The organism is Novosphingobium sp., assembly GCF_049240505.1.
Classification (GTDB): domain Bacteria; phylum Pseudomonadota; class Alphaproteobacteria; order Sphingomonadales; family Sphingomonadaceae; genus Novosphingobium.
The window spans coordinates 39,906-59,504 of record NZ_JBMLSM010000062.1 but is presented as its reverse complement, the minus strand read 5'-3'; the positions used below and the strand labels follow the sequence as shown (position 1 = coordinate 59,504).

Here is a 19,599-nt window from a genome sequence, read left to right as displayed (position 1 = left end):
AAAAGCCGCCCGAACGCATCCCGAAAGGGGAGGTCTGGGCGGCGACGTTGCCACGCGATGAAATTGCTGGTCCAATCGATGATGTTTCCACCCATCCTTGGGTGGCACCGTTTGGCTTGAGATGAAAGCTATGTGATTCGCACCGCTTTCGGCAAGTGTTTTTTGCGCTGCAATAGAATTTTATGCTTGGCGCTGCCCGGCGATGTAGGATTCCAGCAACAGTGGGTCAAATGCCTTTCCGTCAAAGAAACTGTTGTTTTCCAGCGTGATAATGCCCTGTTGCATGGAGATGGAGGTTGGTCCGGCAAGACTGCCTTCAACCTTCGAACTGGCCCCCGGCAGGGGATCAGCGGTGCCCAATAGTGCGCTGCGGTAAACGTCGGGGCGGAATACGCGGGCTGCCTTTGCGGCATCGGCGGAGTCGTAGGCCAAGCCGTCCCAGCGGACCATCTGGCTGTAGAGCCATTCAGCCTGGCTGACCCACGGGAAGTTTGCTGCTTCGCGATGCTGGAACATGAAGTCGGGGTAGTGCAGCAGATCGCCGCCGCGCCGCAGCAAAAGCCGGTCGGAAATGGCGCGCCGGATCAGCGTGGCGTCACCATCGAGATATTCGGAACGCGCAAGGATTGCGGCGTTCGTTTCAAGATTGGCGGGATCGACGAAATGTGCGCCCGCCTGGCGCATGGCGCGAACCAACGCCTCTGCGTCTTCGCGGCGATCATCAAGCACCGGTTCGCGGAAGGCGAGCACCTTTTCCACACCGCGCCGCCAGATTTGTGCGGTGACCAGCACGATCTCACCCGCGCCGCGTTCTACCGCCACGCTGTTCCACGGTTCCCCCACGCAAATCGCATCGACCTCGCCAAACTCCAGCGCATCAGCGCAGAAAGGCGGAGCAACGGTGGTGATCTCGACATCTTCGTCCGGGCGAATGCCGCAGGCGGCAAGCCAATAGCGCAGCATGTAGTTGTGGCTGGAATAGCGATGAACCACGCCAAAGCGCAGCTTCTGGCCGGTAGCGGCGATATGTGCCCGCAGCGCGGCTCCTACTGCCGCTGCATCGCCCAAACCGCCAGCAGGATTGATCGCGCGCGCCAGATCGGGGCGCATCGTGATCGCGTTCCCGTTCAGCCCCAGCACGAACGGTACCGACAGCGGCTGCGCCGGACGGCCGCGCCCGAGCGTGGTGCCGATGGCCAGAGGGGCGACCATGTGCGCGGCATCGCTATGGCCATAGAGCAGGCGGTCCAGCACCGTTGCCCAGCTCATATCGCGGACAAGGCGCAGAGACAGGCCTTCGGCTTCGGCAAAGCCGTGTTCGCGGGCAAGAATGGGCAGGCAGGCATCGACCAGCGGCAGAAACCCGATGGTCAGTTCGCCCCGCATGGCTTCGGACGCCATCACTTCCCTCCCATCAACTGGTGCGCGGTGACGACCGCTTCAGCAATGTCGGCAATGCGCTTGCCCTGATTCATCGCGGTCTTGCGCAGTTCTGCATAGGCTTGCGGTTCGGTAAAGCCCCGGCTGTCCATCAGGATGCGCTTTGCCTTGTCCACCACTTCGCGGTCGGCCAGCTTGCCCTTGGCCTCGGCCAGATCGTTCTGCAGCCGGGCAAAGGCATTGAAGCGGCGCACAGCGAGGTCGAGAATCGGGCGGATGCGATGGGGCGCAAGGCCATCGACGACATAGGACGACACCCCTGCATCGACCGAAGCGGCGATTGATTCCTCGTCGCTTTCATCCACGAACATGGCGATGGGGCGGCCCAGCACGCGGCTGACGGCGAAGTATTCCTCCAGCACGTCGCGCGAGGGGTTTCCGAGGTCCATCAATACGATATCGGGCGCGATCTCGCCAATGCGGGCAACAAGGCCGCGCCGTTCGGTCACCACGAAAATCTCGCAGTCATCAAGCGCAGCAAGCCCTTCGCGGATCACAGCCGCGCGCATCGCGCTTTCATCGACTATGGCTATCCGCATGGGTCTGCCTAGTGCGCGGGAGGGGCGCAGGTTTCAAGGCGCTTTGTCACGTATTTTTCTCCCCGACCGATATGGCAGCCCAGAAAGGGATCGACCCGCAACAGGGCGGCATTAACCGCCACATCCAAACAGGGACAAGAGTTCGCTACGCAGCTGCCCTGATCTCATCGAATTTCAATGGATTACAGGGCAGGCAGGCGCATCTGGACCGAATACAGTTATGGGGCAGGCCGTCTCAAAGAACAAAATTTGATGCTGCCAAAGACAATAGCGGGTCCAGTTGGATCAGGAAATCACCAACGCCATCGCCGTTCACATCACCTGTGACAAACGTGTCACCGCCCGATTGGTAGTACCGTAGCTGGCCTGCTACGTTCGAGAATCCTGCTGTGCCGATAAAGGTAAACCCCTGATTTCCGCCTACACTGGAATTGGCGTCAATCGCACCAAGCGACATCCTGTCGGCCTGGGCGGTGGAGAAGTCGGTAATGAAATCAATGTTGCCCTGGCCACTGTCACTCAGGTTCTGGAATGTGAAAGTATCTGCCCCTGCGCCGCCGGTGAGCCGGTCGCCGCCTGCGCCGCCGATGATGACATCGTTGTTGTTGCCACCATCGATCCTGTCGACGCCGGCTCCGCCGTTTAATGTATCGTTGCCAGCCAGACCATTGATAACATCGTCGCCCGCCCCGCCGGTCAGCGTGTTGGCAGCGGATGTTCCCGTAAGCGTGACGCCATCGGCGACATCGAGAATGCCTATGGAGAGAGTCTGGCTATCGCTCAATTCGCCGTCACTGACATTGACGATCACCTGATAGACATTGTCGGCCCCAATATCGCCCGGTGCTTCGAAGTTGGGCGCATTGACGAACGAGAGCTGTCCGGTGGCGGAATTGATCGCAAACCTTGCCGCATCGGCACCGCCCCCGATGCTGTAAGTCAGCGCCGACCCATCGGGGTCGCTGGCGGACATCGCAGCTACGGAAACGGTATTCTCACTGAGTTGGAAGCCGACCCAGTTCAGACCGTTGAACGCAGTGATGACTGGAGCTTCGTTGACGTTGCCGACGGTTACCGTCACGCTTTGCAGAGTCTCGGACGTACCATCGCTGGCGCGCACGAGCACTTCGAACAGGTTGTCGTCATTGGCATCGCCCGGTGCTTCAAAGTCTGGTGCGTTGACGAACGAGAGCGCACCTGTGGCCGCATCGACCGAGAGCATTGCTGCATCGGCACCGCCCGCAATGGAAAACGCGATGGGAGAACCTTCAGGATCAACCGCTTCGACATTGCCGATAGCAGCCGTGTTCTCGCTTACCGCAAAGACGGGTGCAGATGTGACGGCAACAGCTTCGTTGATGTCTGTCACGGACACGGACAGCGTTTGGGCTGTGGTGTTGATCCCATCGCTGGCGCTGACAACGACTTCATATAGGTTGTCGCTGTTGTCATCGACCGGCGCTTCGTGATCGGGCGCCGTGATGAATGCCAACGCTCCGCTCGCAACATCGATCGAGAACAGCGCGGCATCGGCACCTGCGGTGATTGCATAGGTCAGCGCCGATCCCTCTGGATCGCTGGCGGCCACAATGCTGACCGCAGTTGCATTCTCCGCAATGCCAAAGCTGGTGCCTGACGTGAACGCCGGCGCTTCGTCTGCCATGCCGACTGCGACTGTCAGCATCTGAGAGGCAGACAGGCTACCATCGCTCACAGTGATTTCAATATCATAGCGATTGTCGGCATCGGTATCGCCCGGTGCTTCGAAATCGGGTTCAGACACAAAGTTCAATGCGCCCGTTTGCGCATCTATCGCAAACAGGGCCGCATCGGCACCGCCCGAGATATTGTAGGTCAGCGCTTGCCCGTCGACGTCGATGGCCGCGATGGTGCCGACTGCAAGCTGGCCTTCAAGGACCGAGAGCGTGGCGACAGGCACGAGCAGCGGCGCTTCATTGGCATTGCCGACCGTCACGGCAAGTGCCTGCGTATCGAAGTTCAGACCATCGCTGGCCTGCACGATCACATCGTAGACATTGTCACCATCGGTATCGCCAGCAATGTCGTGGTCCGGCGCTGCAGCAAAGCTCAGCACGCCGGTTGCCGCATCAATCGTAAACTTTGCAGCATCGCTGCCACCGGCAATCGCATAGCTGCGGGGCGTGCCTTCCTGATCGGTTGCAATAACCGTGGTCACCGCCGTGGTGTTCTCCATTACCGCAAGACTGGCACTGGCAGAACCGCCATCCGACACGATCACAGGCGTTTCGTTGACGTTGCTGACGACGACCGTAAGCGTCTGCGTGGAAGAGAGCGCGCCATCGCTTGCCCGGACGATCACCTGATAACTGTTGTCTGCATTGGCATCGGCTGGCGCTTCGAAATCGGGGGCCTGTACAAACGCTAGCGCGCCGGATGCAGCATCAATGATGAAGTTCGCAGCATCAGTGCCGCCGACGATGGCGTATGTCAGCACCGCGCTATCTGGATCGCTGGCCGTCACCATCGTCACGGACGAGGTGTTTTCGGCCAGCGTGATCGTGGTGTTACCAAGATTGGAGGTGATGGTCGGCGCCTCGTTCACGTTCGTGACGCCAACCAGCAGGGTTTGGGTATCACTCAACGTGCCATCGCTGGCGCGAACGATTACCTCATAGACATTGTTGCCGTCCGCATCGGTCGGGCTTTCGTGGTTCGGCGCGGTGACGAAGCGCAGGGCGCCACTGGTGGAAACGATCGAAAAACGGGCGGCATCGGCCCCTCCGATGATCGCGTAGGTCCGCGCCGTGCCTTCGGGATCGCTGGCAACCACAGTGGTTACGGTAGTGCTGTTTTCCGCCACTGAGACGTTCGCGATGTCACTGCCACCGTTCGAGGAAATGATCGGCGCTTCATTCACGTTGGTGAGCGTGACCGCCAGCGCGCGGGTGCCTGTCTCGCCACCACTGCTGGCGCTGACGGTCACGTTGTAAACCCGGTTCGCGCCGCTGTCGTTCGGGGCCTCGAAATTGGGCGCTGACACAAAGTTCAGCGCACCGGTCTGCGCATCCACCGCAAAGCGTGCCGCATCCAGCCCGCCACTGATGGCATAGGTAATCGGCAGATTTCCGGGAGCAACTGCTGCCAGAGTGCCAACAGCGAGCGTGTTTTCAGCCACGCTGTAATTTGTCGGAGAGGTGAACTCGGGTGAATCGAACAGGTTCGATACGGTGACATTCACAGTCTGCGAGGCGCTCAGCACGCCATCGCTGGCGCGCACGATCACTTGATAGATGTTGTCGGCATTGCTGTCTGTCGGCGCTTCGAAGTTGGGCGAGGCGACGAAGGAAAGCTGACCGGTCTGGGCATTGATCGCAAAACGCGCAGCATCCAGACCGCCGGTGATCGCAAATGTCAGTGCTGCGCCATCGGGGTCTGCGGCGGCGACGGTACCCGCCATCGTCGTATTTTCCTGCATGGTGAAGGCGGCAGGTGAGGATATGATTGGCGTTTCGTTGACGTTGGTAATGTTGACCGAAATGGCCTGCGTGTCTGTCAGAACGCCATCGCTGGCCTGTACAATCACGTCATAGACATTGTCGCCATTGGCATCGGTGGGAGCCTCGAAATTAGGGGCGCTCGTCAGCGTCAGCACACCGCTGCTGGCCATGATGGCAAACCGAGCCGAATCGGCACCGCCCACGATCGAATAAGTCCGCGCGGTGCCTTCAGGGTCGGTAGAGGTTATCATGCCCGCATAGGTCGAACTTTCGGTCAGCGCTATGGTTGCGGTGCTGCCGCCGCCATTCGCGGTGATGACGGGCGCCTCATTGACGTTCGTAATCGTGATCGCCAAGGCCTGCGTGTCGGTGACGAACCCGTCACTTGCCGAAACAACGACGTCATACACCCGGTTAAAGCCGGAATCGTTTGGCGCTTCGAAATTGGGAGCGGCAACAAATGCCAGTTCACCGGTTGCAGAATTAATCGTGAACTTTGCAGCGTCGACACCACCGCTGATTGCATAACTGACGGCTGACCCGGCATAATCAGCAGCGATCACGGTTGTCACGGCCGTCAGGTTTTCGGCCATGCTGATCGCTGCTGAAGCGCCACCACCGTTCGAGAGAATCGCCGTGCCTTCGATGACATTGTTGATGGTGACGGAGATCGTCTGAACGGTAGAGTAAACGCTGTCGGCATCCTGTGCTTTCACCGAGACGACATAGACGTTGTTTGAATCGGCATCGCCTGGCGCTTCGAAATTGCGGGCAGACACGAGGCTGAGCGCGCCGGTCTGGGAGTTGAGGGTGAAGCGGTCCGCATCAGGGCCACCCGCAATATAGAACCGAACAGCCTGACCTTCCAGATCGCTCGCGGCGAGGGTCGTCACGGCAACGGTGTTTTCGTTGATCGAGAAAGCCGTCGGCGAAATGATGGTCGGCGCATCGTTCATGTCGGTCAGCCGTACCGCCAGTACCTGACTGTCTGACGTGATACCGTCGCTGGCAGTCACGATCACATCATAGACGTTGTCGGCCCCAGCGTCTGCAGGAGCCTCGAAATCAGGCAATGCAGCAAAGCGGATCAGTCCGGTGGAGGCATCAATGGTGAACTGAGCCGCGTCTGCGCCGCCAGTGATGGCGTACTGGACAGCAGGGCTGCCCTGCGGAGCCTGCGCCGTGACAAACGCTACGGCGGTGTCACCCTCAACGGCGTAAATGGTGGAAGAAGCACTGCCTTGTGCTGATGTGATCGTCACTTCACTTGGTGGAGCGCCCGCCTCGCTAAGTACGAAAATCTGGCTGCGGATCTGGTCGTTATCGCTTCCAGCAACGCTCATGTCGGTCCATGTTATTGCAAAACTGCCATTGTCGAGCGCGACAACGCTGGGCTCGATCTGGTCACCTGCCAGCATCGTGTTCGCCAGTTGCACGGCCCCGATGGGGGCGCCTCCTGCATCATAGGCCTGAAAGTATATCCCGCTTCCTGAACCGTCTGAGTTTGTGCCATAATTGCCGACCCAGGTAATCACGAACGCACCATCGCTCAATGCGGTGAGTTCTGGGCCTTCAGATGCGCCTGCATAATAGGCTGGAACACTGATCTCTGCACCGACAGGAACGCCTGTTGGTGTGAACACCCTTACGTGCTGCGCATAGCCTTCGTGCCAGGCAATCGCGAAGTTGCCGTTCGTCAGCGTTACGGTCGATGTCCCGACCTCGTCTCCATAAGGCGTTGCGAGGGTGCTGGCGGAGAACTCAGATCCCACTTTGCTGCCGAGCGCATCAAAGATTTGTGCTTTTATCCGCCAATTGGCGTTTGCCTGATCCGTCCACGCGACAACAAAGCCGCCATCTGAAAGGCCGGTAATTGATGGTAGCGCCTGACTGCCAGCAGTCGCAGTGTTAACAAGGACTTCTGACAGGATTGCGTTGCCGGCTTGATCGAAGGTAGAAATACGAATGCCAGACCCGGATGTATCAGCGCCGGTCGTGCGGCTATCACTCCACACAACGGCGAAGCCGCCGTCTGCTAAGGTCACGGCCTGTAGGTTGGACGCAAAATAGGTGCCCAGCGAAAGTGTAGATCCGATCTGAATGCCTGCACTGTCAAAGATGTTCACCGTTGCCGAACTGGAATTCGTCAACACAAAGCCGCCGTTGGCAAGTGCTGTGATCGTCGGTTTGAGTACGGCATTGGAGGGGCCAAGCAGTATAAGTTCCGAACCAGAAACATTGCCATCGGCGTGGAAAATCTGGGCTCTGACGACCCGGTTGCCCGTTGAAAACAAGTCGGTATCGAACCATGTGACGATAAAATCGCCATTGGCAAGGCGCGTCACGTCTGACTGTCGCTGCGATCGCTCGTATGTTGAATTTACGACAAATTCGACGTTCGAACGCAGATATTCAGCCATGAATTCTTACCCCACCATCCAGATCGCCGCACAATTACCGGTATTGCCATTTAGGATCAGTTAAAACCTCCAACTCGGGATACGTGCTTGGCAAATGTCCTCGGACGACCGCTCGCCTTTCAGCTAACTGCAGGCGAGGCGGCAGATTGCAAAGCCGATGACGCCCCGATCGGCCTGCCAGAGCGCGCACCTGAGGCCTTGGTCGCTGACAAGGGCTAGGACGCCGACGCAATCCGCGCCGATCAAACCGCCGCATAAAGATCGGACATGACCGGGCAGTCTACAAGCAACGCAATTGCTCGCGCTGTCTAGGGTCAGGACCTATTAACCGCGCCTTCGAGGCGCTGGAATGGCGAACATATCGGGCGGAAATTCGCGCCGGGAAGGCTGGTTGCCTTTCCAAGCGGATTTCCGTTCGAGATGGAAGCCATTCCAGCGTCCCGTAGGGATTTGATCAAAATGGCCCATCACTGCGTTGGATGGCCTTGAAATAGAACCACTATTCCTGCGCCCATCCGCCTTGCGCTGGGCCATTTTGCCTCAAACCTCGAAGGCGCGGTTAATAGGTCCTGACCCTAGACATTTCTCGTTACAGCTTGCCTTCCTTGAGCATCTCGACGGCATTGTGCGCAGCGCGGGCGGACATTGCCATGTATGTCAGCGAGGGGTTCTGGCAGCCGGAAGAGGTCATTACTGCCCCGTCGGTGCAGAACAGGTTGGCCGCCTCGTGGGCCTGATTGAAGCCGTTGAAGACCGAGGTGTTCGGATCGCGGCCCATGCGCGCGGTGCCCATTTCGTGAATGCCGAGGCCCGGCGTGCCCGGTTCGCTCGACTGCATCACCACCATGCCACCCGCGCCCTCGATCATGGCCTTCCCGTCCGCCATGATCTGGCTGACCATCTTGCGCTCGTTCTCGCGCAGTTCTGCATCGATGTGCAGCAGGGGGATACCCCATTTGTCCTTGCGTTTTTCGTTCAGCGTCAGACGATTGTCGGGGTGTGGAAGCATTTCACCGAAGCCGGAGATGTAGCTGACCCAGGGTCCAATCTTGCGGTTCCGATCCTTGATCGACTGGCCGATCCCGATTCCGGCGTCGGGCATTCCGCCCTGACGGACAACCGCTCCCTGATAACCGTAACCGCGCAAGAAGCCGTCACCTGCTTCGGTCACATTGCGATAGCGGGGGATGTAAATCCCGGTCGGACGTCGGCCCCGATAGTAGCTGTCCTTGGGATAGCGCGGCATGATCCCGACGGTGGTGAGACCATAGACATGGTCCATGATGTTCCGCCCTACCTGATCGGACTTGTTGCACAGTCCGCGCGGATTGGCCTCGTTGCGCGAGTTGAGCAGGATCTGCGCCGAACCGAAGGCTGATGCGTTCAGGAAGAACAGCTTTGCTTCGTAGGTGCGGCCCTTCATCGTCCTGGCATCGATCACCCGCACCGACGTTATGCGGCCCGTCGCAGGATCCTGCATCAGGCTGTGCACGATGGCGTCGGTCACGATGGTGAGGTTGCCTGTGCGTTCGGCCGCGGGGAGCGAGGACGAAAGACTGGTGTGGTTTGCACCGAAACTGCAGCCGCGCTCGCAGATCGAACGGTTCTGGCAACTCGTCCGCCCCAGTTCCTCGTGGTGAGGCTGGGCCACTGAAAGGTTGGCGTTGCGCCCGATGATGACCTTGCGTCCTGCGAACTTCTCCTCGACCGAGGCCTTGAACAGCTTTTCGCCATCGGTCATTGCGAATGGGGGCAGGAACTCCCCGTCCGGTAGCTGCGGCAGATACTCCTTTGATCCGGCCACGCCGATGAACTTCTCGACGTGGCTGTACCACGGCGCAAGGTCGTCATAGCGGATCGGCCAGTCCACGCCGTGCCCGTCCTTGGCGTTAGCTTCGAAATCCATCGGCGAAAGACGGTAGGACTGGCGGCCCCACATGATCGAGCGGCCACCCAGATGATATCCGCGAATCCAGCTGAATGGCCGGTCGGTCGGCGTGGTATACGGATGCTCGCTATCCTTGACCCAGAACTTCTTTGTTGCGGCGTTCACGGCATAGCAGTGCCTTTGGACAGGATAGTCGCGCTCCAGCTCTTCTTCTGGAATCGCATTGTTGTTGGGCAACTCCCAAGGCATCTGGCTGTCCATATAGTCGGTGACGTGCTCGATCTTGCGACCGCGCTCGATGACCAGGACCTTCAGTCCGCGCTCTGTCAGTTCTTTGGCGGAAATGCCGCCGCTTATACCTGAGCCGATAACGATGGCGTCAAACATGATTGTGGTCTCCGCTCAGACAGGGCCGACGCCAAGGTAGGGGCGCGAGGCGGGAGTAAGCTTGATCGAAGGTTCGAAGGGACCGGGCACATGCTCGTAGAGCAGCTCGTTCTCGCTTCCGGTGGGGCTGTAATAGTAAAGATTGACGATCAGGGCCTTGAGGCGCTTGTAGCCCGGATCGATCGCCACGGCGTTCAGATCGAAGAGCTTGGGTTTGGTGCCATCGGCACTTGGCGCAGACTTCAGCGCGATGGCGTCGTGCGCACGCAGGACTTCCGCTCGCTCGGCAGCAGATAGCGCAACAAACCCGCGCCCCTTGGCCTTGCGCGCCGCTGCATCGATCCGTTCGAGCGCCCCCAGGAGTTCGGCCCGCATGGCTGGTGCCGCCCAGGCTTTCAGCATCGCATCGAGCCGCGCCGGAACCTTTGCGACCAGCGCGCCCGGCGTGTCGGTCGTCGGAAGGATGGTATCGGCGACGCTCGACAAGAGGTCGAACCTGGGGCGGGCGAGAAAGCGTGCTGCCTTGGCAGAGGCGGCAAGAGCCTCGGCGGGGAGCATTGCCACCCCGAGCAGGGCTGCCATCCCGGCAAGTATGCCGCGACGGTCAAATGGAGGGATGTCGTTCATCAGTCTTCTCCGCAGAATGGAGCGCTCGCAACGGGACGAACCGGAACAGGCGTATGCTGCATGGCCTCAAGCCCGCGCCCAGCATTCGCGGATGTAGGCGTAGCCTTCGGTGTAGACCTGTTCCCGGTCGGGGAAGAAATCGCGCCATACCCGCGTGGCCGCAGCCAGTTCGGGCAAGGCCTTGCCGAAGGCTTCGATCGTCAGCCAGCCATCATAGCCGACTTCCTTGAGCACCGAGATCGTCTCGGCAATTCTGGCGTGGCCCCGGCCGGGCGTGCCGCGGTCGTTCTCGCTGATATGGACATGGTTGACGTGCCCCCTGGCCAGCGCCGTGCGCAGTGCGCCAACCGGGTTCTTTTCCTCTATATTGGCATGGAACGTATCGTAGAGGATGCCGAAGCCAGGCTCGTCCAAGCGATCAAGGTAGGCGCTCGTCTGCTCGCAGGTGTTGAGCAGGTAGCATTCGAAGCGGTTCAGCGGCTCCAAAGCGCAGGCAAGGTTGGCGGCGCGGGCCTTCCCGGCAATTGCGCCGTGGACCTGTGCGCAGTTCGCCAGTTCCCTTTCGGTCGGTCCTTCGCCGCTGAACACGCCCAGCGGCTGATACCACGGGCCGACAAGCACCTGCGATCCGAGCGCGACGGAGCATTCGATTACCCGGTCGAGGTAATCGATGGCGCGGGCGCGCGCAGCCGGATCATCGGAAATCGGGCTGTGCTGCGCATCGGGAATGATCGTCACGGAGGTCCGCTCCAGACCGATGTCATCAAGAATGCCGCCGAGCGCCTTGTAGTGCGACACGTCCGAGGGATCGAACACTGGCACTTCCACGCCGTCGAACCCTGTGTCTTTCAGGGCCTGCAGGATGTCTCTGTCGGCTTGTGTGACATGCCCGGTCCACAGCAGGAGGTTCATTCCGACCTTCATCGCTCAATCCTTGTTGCTGCGGCGTTCGATCAGACGAACCGCACCAAAGATGAAAAACAGCACCACCGGAATGATCGCGATGGTCTGGAAACTCTGCTCGGCCGCATAGGCAAGCACACGCTGCAACGCATCGCTGCCCGGCTGAAGCGCCGCAAATGCGTCCTCTCCACCGGCCTTTTCCAGCTTGGCATGGTCATAGATCGCGCCCAGCTTGGGCAGGACGAAATAGATCGCCAAGGCCCCGGCAAATCCGACCAGACCGATGCCCCAGGGCCCGGAACGCGGGTAACGCCGCGCCACTGCAGCCAACATGGTCGGCCACATGAAGCACACGCCGAAAGCCCAGACCGTCGCAGCGAGCACGGCGGTAATCGGCGAATTGGCAATCGACAGCAGGTACAACCCCACAGCCGCCGGGATCGTGCAGATCAGCAGCAGGCCCATGTCGGAAAAGCGATGCGACAGGGCTCCTGCAAAGTGGCGCATCACGAACATGATTGCCGAGACATAGACCAGCACCAGAATTCCCGGCATACCGACAGTGTTGGTCAAGGTGACATCGACCCAGGCACCCGGCGCCAGTTCGCTCGATGCGGTCAGGAACATGATGGCGAAGAACACCCAGAAGCTTGGCCGTTTGAACGGTTCGGCCATCATTTCAGTGAACGGAACACCGGCAGCGGCGCTTTCGGTCTGCGGGAAATCATGGCGCACCGCCCATATCGCCAGAACCACCGCAGGCACGATGCACAGCGCAATAAGCGTCTGCCAGGGAAGGGCCAGCGTGCTGAAGAACAGGACCGAAAGCAGTCCGCCGACAATCAGGCCGGCAGGCCACCATGCGTGAAGGGCGTTGAGCTTTCCGGTCTTGTCATCCGGGAAAAGCGTGGCGATCACCGGGTTTATCGAGGCCTCGGCCGCTCCCCAGCCACACCCCCACAGGATCATGGCGATGTTGAGCAAGAGAACAGTGGATGTCGGCTGCACATTCCCGGCCAGCAGCACAAGGACCGGCCCGACAAGGAAACAGGTTGCGGCAAACAGGATCACCTTCTTCGCGCCGATCCGGTCAAGCAGTGGTGAAATCACCAGCAGGCTGATGGCGAAGCCAAGGAAAGAGTTGCCAAGCACGAGACCGATCAGCTCGCCGGAGTGCTGTGCGTCAATCGGATCGAGCAGTGCGGTTTTCACCGCCCCTGCCGCGCCCGCACGGACCGCATTGGCCAATGCCGCGCAGAACAGGGCCAGCACGCAGATCCAGTATATGGACCGCCTGTTGTCGTTGCCGTCAGTCATGTCTCATCCCCCGTCCGGTTATCGTTCGGTCCGGCATCAAGGGCGGGCTTTCTCGCCCGCTTCCTCGCCAGCATCCGTGCCGCAGCCACCGCCGCTGCGCTTCATCGCCCAGCTCACGGCGCCATTCAGGAACTGGCGATAGGACGGATCGCTGAACGACTCCGCAGTGTGGCCGCCTGCAGCATAGAATACGCGGCCCTTGCCGACACACCGCCACCAAGCGATCGGGTGGTCTTTGCCCATGCCCAACTCGGTGCCGAAGAATGAGCCGGGCTTGTACGTGCTTTCATCAATCGTGGCGAGAACGGTAAGGCCGGGGACGCCCCGTGGCGACCTGTCGAAGGAATACCATTCATCCACACGCTCCAGGCTGTCGGGAAGCTTTGCTGTCGCGGGATGGGCATGGTCCTCGATGCGCATCGCCGCCTTCTGGAACTGCGGATCCATCGGGTGGCCGATGAAGTTGGTGCCAATGATCGATTTGACGTACCAGTCCCAGGCCTTGTGTGAATTGTCGCCTGCGCCATGAATGCCCACATAGCCGCCGCCGTTTTCGACATAGGCCTTGAACGCGGCGCGCTGGTCGGACGTGAAGACATCGCCGGTGACGTTGGAGAATACCACCGTATCGAACCGCGCGAGAATTTCGGGGCGGAAGGTGGCGCCGTTTTCGGTCTGGTAAATGCCCCAGCCGTTTTCCTTGGCCAGCTCGTCGAACATTTTTGCTGCTGCCGGAATCGCTTCTTCATGGCGGAAGGCGTTCGTCTTGGAAAAGACCAGCACTGCGGGGCGGGGCAGATTGGCAGGAACCTGTGGCGGGGCGGTCTCGTAAACCTTCACGCCGCCAAGGAAAACGCGCTGGATCAGGTCCCAGTTACGCCAGACGCCGATCGCGGCAAGCACCACGGCAGCCAGCAGGAACAGGCCCAAGCCCTTCAGCACCTTGCGCAACATCTCTCTCTCCCGCGCCAAGCTTCAAGTGGTGAACACTGCTTGGCGATATGAGAGTCATATCTGTCAAAACAAACGAACACAAGGGTTCGATTTTGGTTGCGGCTTGCATTGTGCAGGATTGCGCCGCCTCTGGGCATTCGCAAACGCTCGACACCAACTGCGCGCATCCGTGTTCAGGTTGACCGCCGCATTGATCCCATCAGAATCCCGGCGGAGATAGCGCCAACTCGTTCGAGGTCGGTATAAAGGGATTCGTCCTCGACCGCAGGCTTGGCTGCATTTCGCGGTTCCCCGGCATCAACTCCAGTTGCCCGCCCGGTCCCGCAGTCGGCAATGCGGGACCGGGCTGACCTGAAAACTCTCGAACGACAGGTCAGGGCGGCTGTATGTGTCTGGGGCCGTGTAGCCCGGCCGAGAAATCAGCAGCTCTTCTTTTTCTTCTTGCCGAACCCGCCGAGCATGGATCCGAGCGCTGCGCCCGCATTCCCGCCGACCGCGCCGCCGATGGCTGCGCCGGTGACTGAGCCGACACTGGTTTGGCACTGCGCGGTCTGCTGCGTGGCGGCGGCTTGATCGCTCGCGTTGGCGGCTTCAGCCGGGGCAGACGAAGTGCCACCCTTGGGACCGTAGGCGGCGACCATCGAGGGGTAGTTCTCGGTATCGCTGCCCTGTGCCGGGTATTGTGCGCCGTTGGCCGAATAGATCGCGTTGAAATCGCGGTCGGCTTCCTGCTGCGCCTGCGCCCGGGTGATCATGCCCGCATCGGCGGTGCAGTAGAGGCCCCACTCGTCGATCTCGTTGCTGTTGCACGCGCCGGTCTTCTTACGTGATTTGGGTGCGGGCGAAAGGCGGGTGGTGCAGATCGTCATGTCGGCCTTGGAGAAATAGCCAAGCGGGCAGCGGTCGAGCCGGTTCGCCTTGGTGATCGTGCCATAAGATACCAGCTTGTCGGCGGCTGTCGTATAGTCGGGGCGCCTGTCGGTGCAGTAATTCCATGTGTAGTATTGATGATAGCCTGATGCGCAGGGCTTGCCCTTGGTCTTGATATAGACGTTCGGAGCGTTGGTGCCGGGCTCGCAATAGCCCTTGTTTGCACGCCAGCCTTCGGGACAGGTAGCGCCGTCCATAGGGATGGGGCTTGTGTTCCGCCCTTGAGCTGCGGCGGGGGTGGGCACTACTGCTGCCAGCGCACCAAAGGCCATCGCCGCGGTGGCGGCGGTCATGCTGATCATCTTCATGTAGTTATACTCCAGATAAAAGCGATGAGGCTTGATCGGGGCAGCGCCGGATCACGGCTTCCTGGTGGAGCACCACAGGCGGTAGACTTCGTAGTAGCCGTCCGCGCAGGTTTCCTTTTCCTTCTTGGCGTAAATCTTGGGGGACAATGTGCCCATCGGCTCGCACAGCGCGGTGTTGCCATCCGGGGTGCGCCAGCCCGAGGGGCAGGCGACCGCGCGGGTCGGCTTTTCGACGATGTCCTTGTTCTGGCCCTGTGCATTGGCGGCCACGCTCAGACCGGCAAGCGCGAGGCTGCCCGCGAGCGCAAGGTTCGCAAGCGAGAGGCCGCCAGCAATCAGCAGGCGGCTGCGGTGTTCATGTCGGGTCACTGGTCACTCTCCCTGTCGCATGACTATGCAGTGGCAACAGAGTTAGGTGGGTAAGCGGCGCGGTGGCATCCCATGTAGCATGGCTGCCATATCATGGGATGCGACGCGGCAGTGAGCGCGCTATTGCGCGCGTTCCGCCAGGATCAGCGCCACTAAGAGCACGTCGATCTTTGCTGCCTGCGGTCCGGCTTTTGCTCCCACGGATGGATGTACGTCCAATGCCTGTCGGACGGTCGGAATTTTGCCCAGGAATGTCGCCTCTTGAAGTTCTTGCAGCGACAGCCACGCAGCTGATTAAAGAAGGTAGAGCCCGATTCAATTTAAGCCGATTTGTAGTAGACGCTTGAATGGCGGTTCGTTCTGAATCTTGTCATTCCCAAAGGGCTTGGCAGGTGGGCATAACGCCACTGTTTGTGGCGGTCCCCTCAAAATATTCAGCCAATCGACCTCGACACTAGTTCAACTCATTGTCCATCACGCGATGGGTGAGTTTTGGCGCTAATTTCGCTGGTCCGCAGATCCATGAATACGGCGCGGAACAGGGGCGTGTGCTGAAATACCCTCCCCTGGCATTATCATATCGGCTCTTTCACAAAGGAAATCCCCATGCTGCTTACCTGCGCGGGCTAGAGGCTGTATAGGCCGGGTATGTCCTTTGCCCGTACTGATCTGGCCGATCTGGCTATTTTTCTGGCGATCGCCCGCCATCGCAACTTCCGTCAGGCGGGGCTGGAATTGGGCGTCAGCGCCTCGGCGCTTAGCCATGCACTCAAAGGGCTGGAGGCGCGACTGAACGTGCGGCTGGTCAATCGCACAAACCGCTCGGTAACGCTGAGCGCGGCGGGCGAGGATCTGCTTGCTGCGCTGCGCGATCCGTTTGACGCAGTCGTGCACGCCGAAGATGTGCTTAACCAGCACCGCGATGCTCCGCGCGGGCGCATTCGCCTCAACGTGCCTGAAGTGGCCGCCGACATGCTGCTGGCACCGGTGTTGCCCGAATTCGTGCGGCGGTGGCCGGATATCGAACTGGATATTTGCGTTGAGAACCGCATGCTGGACGTGTTCGACGGCGGCTATGACGCCGGCATCCGCTTTGGCGGCACGGTGCCCGATGACATGACTGTGCAACGGCTGAGCGCCGAAATTCCGTGGTGCATTGCCGGCGCGCCTGCCTATTTGGCCGAACACGGCGAACCTGTGCATCCGCAAGATGTGGCGCGCCATCAATGCCTGCAATTCCGTTTGGGCGACAACACCATGTATCGGTGGGAATTTGACCGCGGCGGGGAAAGTCTTGCCATCGCCGTGCCGGGTACGATCATTCACAATGCCGCCCCCTTTGCGCGCAGTCTGGCTCGGCGAGGGGTGGGGTTGATCTATGCGCCTGAAGCGAGCTTGGCTGAGGATTTGGCGGCAGGCACGTTGAAGCAGGTGTTGGCCGAATGGGTGTCTCCCGGGCCTGCGTTGCATGTCTATTATCCAGGGCGCCGCAATCTGCCGTTGGGGCTGAAACTGTTGATAGACCTGATCCGCGAGATGCGACCGCTGGGGTTCTAATTCTCATGTCGCGATGAATTTGATTCATCGCCTCATGGAATACGCGCCGTCTGCCAAGGTCCGCGCGTAAAGCTTACAACGCGGCTCTATCCCAGCGATTGGAGCACCCCATGTACGCGACCATGCTTTATGGTGCGGGCGATGTCCGCTTTGAAGATGTACCTACCCCCAAGGTCCAGTTGCCCGCCGATGCCATCATCCGCGTGACGGCATCCTGCGTGTGTGGTTCCGATCTTTGGCCCTATCGCGGTATTCAAGATTATGGCCGCCCCGTGGCGATGGGCCACGAATATTGCGGCGTCGTCGAAGAAGTGGGCAGCGCCGTCAAATCCCTACGCCCTGGCCAGTTTGTCATCGGGTCGTTCTTTGCCAGCGACAACACCTGCCCGCATTGCCAACAGGGCTATCATTCTTCTTGCGATGTGCGCGAAATAGTCGGCGGAGCACAGGCGCCGCTGCTGCGCGTACCACTGGCTGATGGCACATTGGTCGCCACGCCCGAAATGCCCGGTGATGATCTGGTGCCCAGCCTGTTGGCGGTTTCAGATGTTATGGGCACGGGGTGGTTTGCCGCTGATGCTGCACAGGTAAGGCCGGGCTCGACCACGGTCGTTGTTGGTGATGGCGCAGTAGGGCTTCTTGGCGTGCTGTCCGCGCATCTGATGGGCGCCGAACGCATTATTGCCATGAGCCGCCACCCTGCTCGGCAGGCCATCGCTCGCCAGTTTGGCGCCACCGACATTATTGAGGCGCGCGGCGAGGACGGCATTGCACAAGTGCGCGAGTTGACCAACGGCATTGGCGCCGACAGCGTGCTGGAATGCGTGGGCACACAGCAAAGCATGGATCAGGCGATCAAGGTGGTGCGCCCAGGTGGCTATACCTCTTTCGTGGGCGTGCCTCATGGCGTGCAATTTCGTGGCGAAGACCTGTTCTTCGGCCACGTGCACCTGCATGGTGGCCCTGCACCGGTGCGCCGCTATCTACCCGACCTGATCGCCAAGGTATGGGACAAGTCGATCAATCCCGGTCTTGTGTTCGACCTGGATCTGCCGCTGGCACAGGTTGCCGATGCATATAAGGCGATGGACCAGCGTACCGCTATCAAGGCGATCTTGCGCCCATGACCACGCCCATGCCCAGCTTGTCCATCCCTGCAGAGGAAGCTGCGCCTGCATGGGGCGCGGTGATGGCTTTGACTCTGTGCGTATCCACGTTGATCGCATCGGAATTCATGCCCGTCAGCCTGCTGACCCCGATCGCGCGCGATCTGCACTTGACCGAGGGAACGGCGGGACAGGCCATCGCCATTTCCGGCCTGTTTGCGGTCCTGACCAGCCTGTGCATCGTGCGCATGAGTGCCGGGATCGACCGACGCCATCTGCTGATGGGCCTAACGGCCTTGATGGCAGCATCGGGCATTGTGGTCTCGGCAGCGCCGAACTTTGCCGTGCTGATGGTGGGGCGGGCGATGATCGGCGTGGTGATCGGTGGCTTCTGGTCGATGTCAGCGGCGACGGTCATGCGGCTGGTGCCTGCCCCTGATGTGCCGCGAGCCTTGGCCATCGTGAATGGCGGCAATGCGTTGGCGACGACGATTGCCGCGCCCTTGGGCAGTTTTCTGGGACAATATATCGGGTGGCGAGGCGCCTTCTTCGCGGTGGTGCCGATGGCGGCGCTGACCTTTGCGTGGAAGTATTTCAGCCTGCCCAGTCTGCCCGCTGCGCACGAGGAAGAGGCGCCCGGTACCCTGGGCGTCTTGTTTAAACCCCGTGTGGCAATCGGCATGGCGGCGATGGGCGCGTATTTCATGGGGCAGTTTGCCGCCTTTACCTATTTTCGCCCATTTCTGGAGCATGTGACGCGGGTGGATATTTCCACTTTGTTGCTGATATTGCTGGGGTTAGGCGTGGCGGGCATGGTCGGCAATGCGCTGATCGGACGGTGGGTCGCGCATTCATTGCGCGGCACGTTGCTGGTTCTGCCAGTATTGATGGCAGTGATCGCGGTGGGGCTGATCGCGCTGGGCCGGATGCCGATTGCGATTGGCCTGTTACTGGCGGCGTGGGGATGCCTGGGGACGGCCTTGCCAGTAGCCTGGTGGACATGGCTGGCGCGCGTATTGCCAGACGATGCCGAAGCGGGCGGGGGGCTGATGGTGGCAGTGATCCAGATGGCAATCACGCTGGGCGCGGCAGGCGGCGGCGTGTTGTACGATCGCTTCGGCTATCAGGCAGCGTTTGGTGGCGGGGCTATGATGCTTGTAATCGGCGGTATGCTTGGGGCGCTTGCGGGCCGTAGAGACTATCGTCACTGCATCTCCGACAATGTGGCAGGCTGAGGCATCAATCCTGTCGGGAAATGGAAGCTTCTGGCCAGCCCTGCCTCACAAAGCGCCAGTCGGAACGTCACATCACGCCATGACCGGTCGTTCATGCATTCAGTAGGTACCTGATATCAGACTAAATATGCATTCCATTC

13 protein-coding genes are annotated in these 19,599 nt (G+C 60.2%); 3 read left to right on the top strand and 10 right to left on the bottom strand.

Features of this window, described 5'->3' with window-relative positions; genetic code table 11:
- Positions 1–180: 180 nt before the first annotated feature.
- The 10 genes from ACOVQ0_RS05455 to ACOVQ0_RS05410 all read right to left on the bottom strand — a co-directional run bounded on the left by ACOVQ0_RS05455 (position 181) and on the right by ACOVQ0_RS05410 (position 15,561).
- Entirely contained in the window at positions 181–1,386 is a 1,206-nt protein-coding gene (locus ACOVQ0_RS05455) for an ABC transporter substrate-binding protein (protein WP_421881241.1), read from the bottom strand.
- Between the two features lie 14 nt (positions 1,387–1,400).
- Positions 1,401–1,979, bottom strand: coding sequence for an ANTAR domain-containing response regulator (locus ACOVQ0_RS05450; protein WP_421881160.1), 579 nt, complete (start codon positions 1,977–1,979; stop codon positions 1,401–1,403).
- Positions 1,980–2,214: 235 nt separating this feature from the next.
- Positions 2,215–7,878 (bottom strand): cadherin domain-containing protein, encoded by a 5,664-nt coding sequence (locus ACOVQ0_RS05445; RefSeq protein ID WP_421881157.1) that lies wholly within the window; start codon positions 7,876–7,878, stop codon positions 2,215–2,217.
- A gap of 589 nt (positions 7,879–8,467) precedes the next feature.
- A complete protein-coding gene (locus tag ACOVQ0_RS05440) occupies positions 8,468–10,153 on the bottom strand; it encodes a GMC oxidoreductase (RefSeq protein WP_421881154.1) in 1,686 nt (561 codons plus the stop codon).
- A 15-nt stretch (positions 10,154–10,168) separates the two neighbouring features.
- Complete coding sequence (locus tag ACOVQ0_RS05435; RefSeq protein ID WP_421881152.1) at positions 10,169–10,780, bottom strand: gluconate 2-dehydrogenase subunit 3 family protein; 612 nt, start codon at positions 10,778–10,780, stop codon at positions 10,169–10,171.
- 66 nt (positions 10,781–10,846) lie between these two features.
- Complete coding sequence (locus tag ACOVQ0_RS05430) at positions 10,847–11,704, bottom strand: sugar phosphate isomerase/epimerase family protein (RefSeq protein WP_421881149.1); 858 nt, start codon at positions 11,702–11,704, stop codon at positions 10,847–10,849.
- A 3-nt stretch (positions 11,705–11,707) separates the two neighbouring features.
- A complete protein-coding gene (locus tag ACOVQ0_RS05425) occupies positions 11,708–13,000 on the bottom strand; it encodes an MFS transporter (RefSeq protein ID WP_421881147.1) in 1,293 nt (430 codons plus the stop codon).
- Positions 13,001–13,036: 36 nt separating this feature from the next.
- Positions 13,037–13,954, bottom strand: coding sequence for a ThuA domain-containing protein (locus ACOVQ0_RS05420; RefSeq protein WP_421881144.1), 918 nt, complete (start codon positions 13,952–13,954; stop codon positions 13,037–13,039).
- Between the two features lie 419 nt (positions 13,955–14,373).
- Positions 14,374–15,192 (bottom strand): hypothetical protein, encoded by an 819-nt coding sequence (locus ACOVQ0_RS05415; RefSeq protein WP_421881141.1) that lies wholly within the window; start codon positions 15,190–15,192, stop codon positions 14,374–14,376.
- A 51-nt stretch (positions 15,193–15,243) separates the two neighbouring features.
- The gene (locus ACOVQ0_RS05410) at positions 15,244–15,561 is read right to left on the bottom strand and encodes a hypothetical protein (protein ID WP_421881138.1); all 318 of its coding nucleotides are present in this window, start codon (positions 15,559–15,561) and stop codon (positions 15,244–15,246) included.
- Positions 15,562–16,209: 648 nt separating this feature from the next.
- Between ACOVQ0_RS05410 and ACOVQ0_RS05405 the strand changes: the two genes are divergently transcribed.
- The 3 genes from ACOVQ0_RS05405 (at position 16,210) to ACOVQ0_RS05395 (ending at position 19,459) form a co-directional block, all read left to right on the top strand.
- The gene (locus ACOVQ0_RS05405) at positions 16,210–17,118 is read left to right on the top strand and encodes a LysR family transcriptional regulator (RefSeq protein WP_421881136.1); all 909 of its coding nucleotides are present in this window, start codon (positions 16,210–16,212) and stop codon (positions 17,116–17,118) included.
- 110 nt (positions 17,119–17,228) lie between these two features.
- Positions 17,229–18,245: a zinc-dependent alcohol dehydrogenase family protein gene (locus tag ACOVQ0_RS05400; RefSeq protein ID WP_421881134.1), complete on the top strand. Its 1,017-nt coding sequence runs from the start codon at positions 17,229–17,231 to the stop codon at positions 18,243–18,245.
- On the top strand, positions 18,242–19,459 hold the full coding sequence (locus tag ACOVQ0_RS05395; protein ID WP_421881132.1) for an MFS transporter: 1,218 nt from the start codon (positions 18,242–18,244) through the stop codon (positions 19,457–19,459). The genes ACOVQ0_RS05400 and ACOVQ0_RS05395 overlap by 4 nt, the downstream gene beginning before the upstream one ends.
- Positions 19,460–19,599 lie beyond the last annotated feature (140 nt).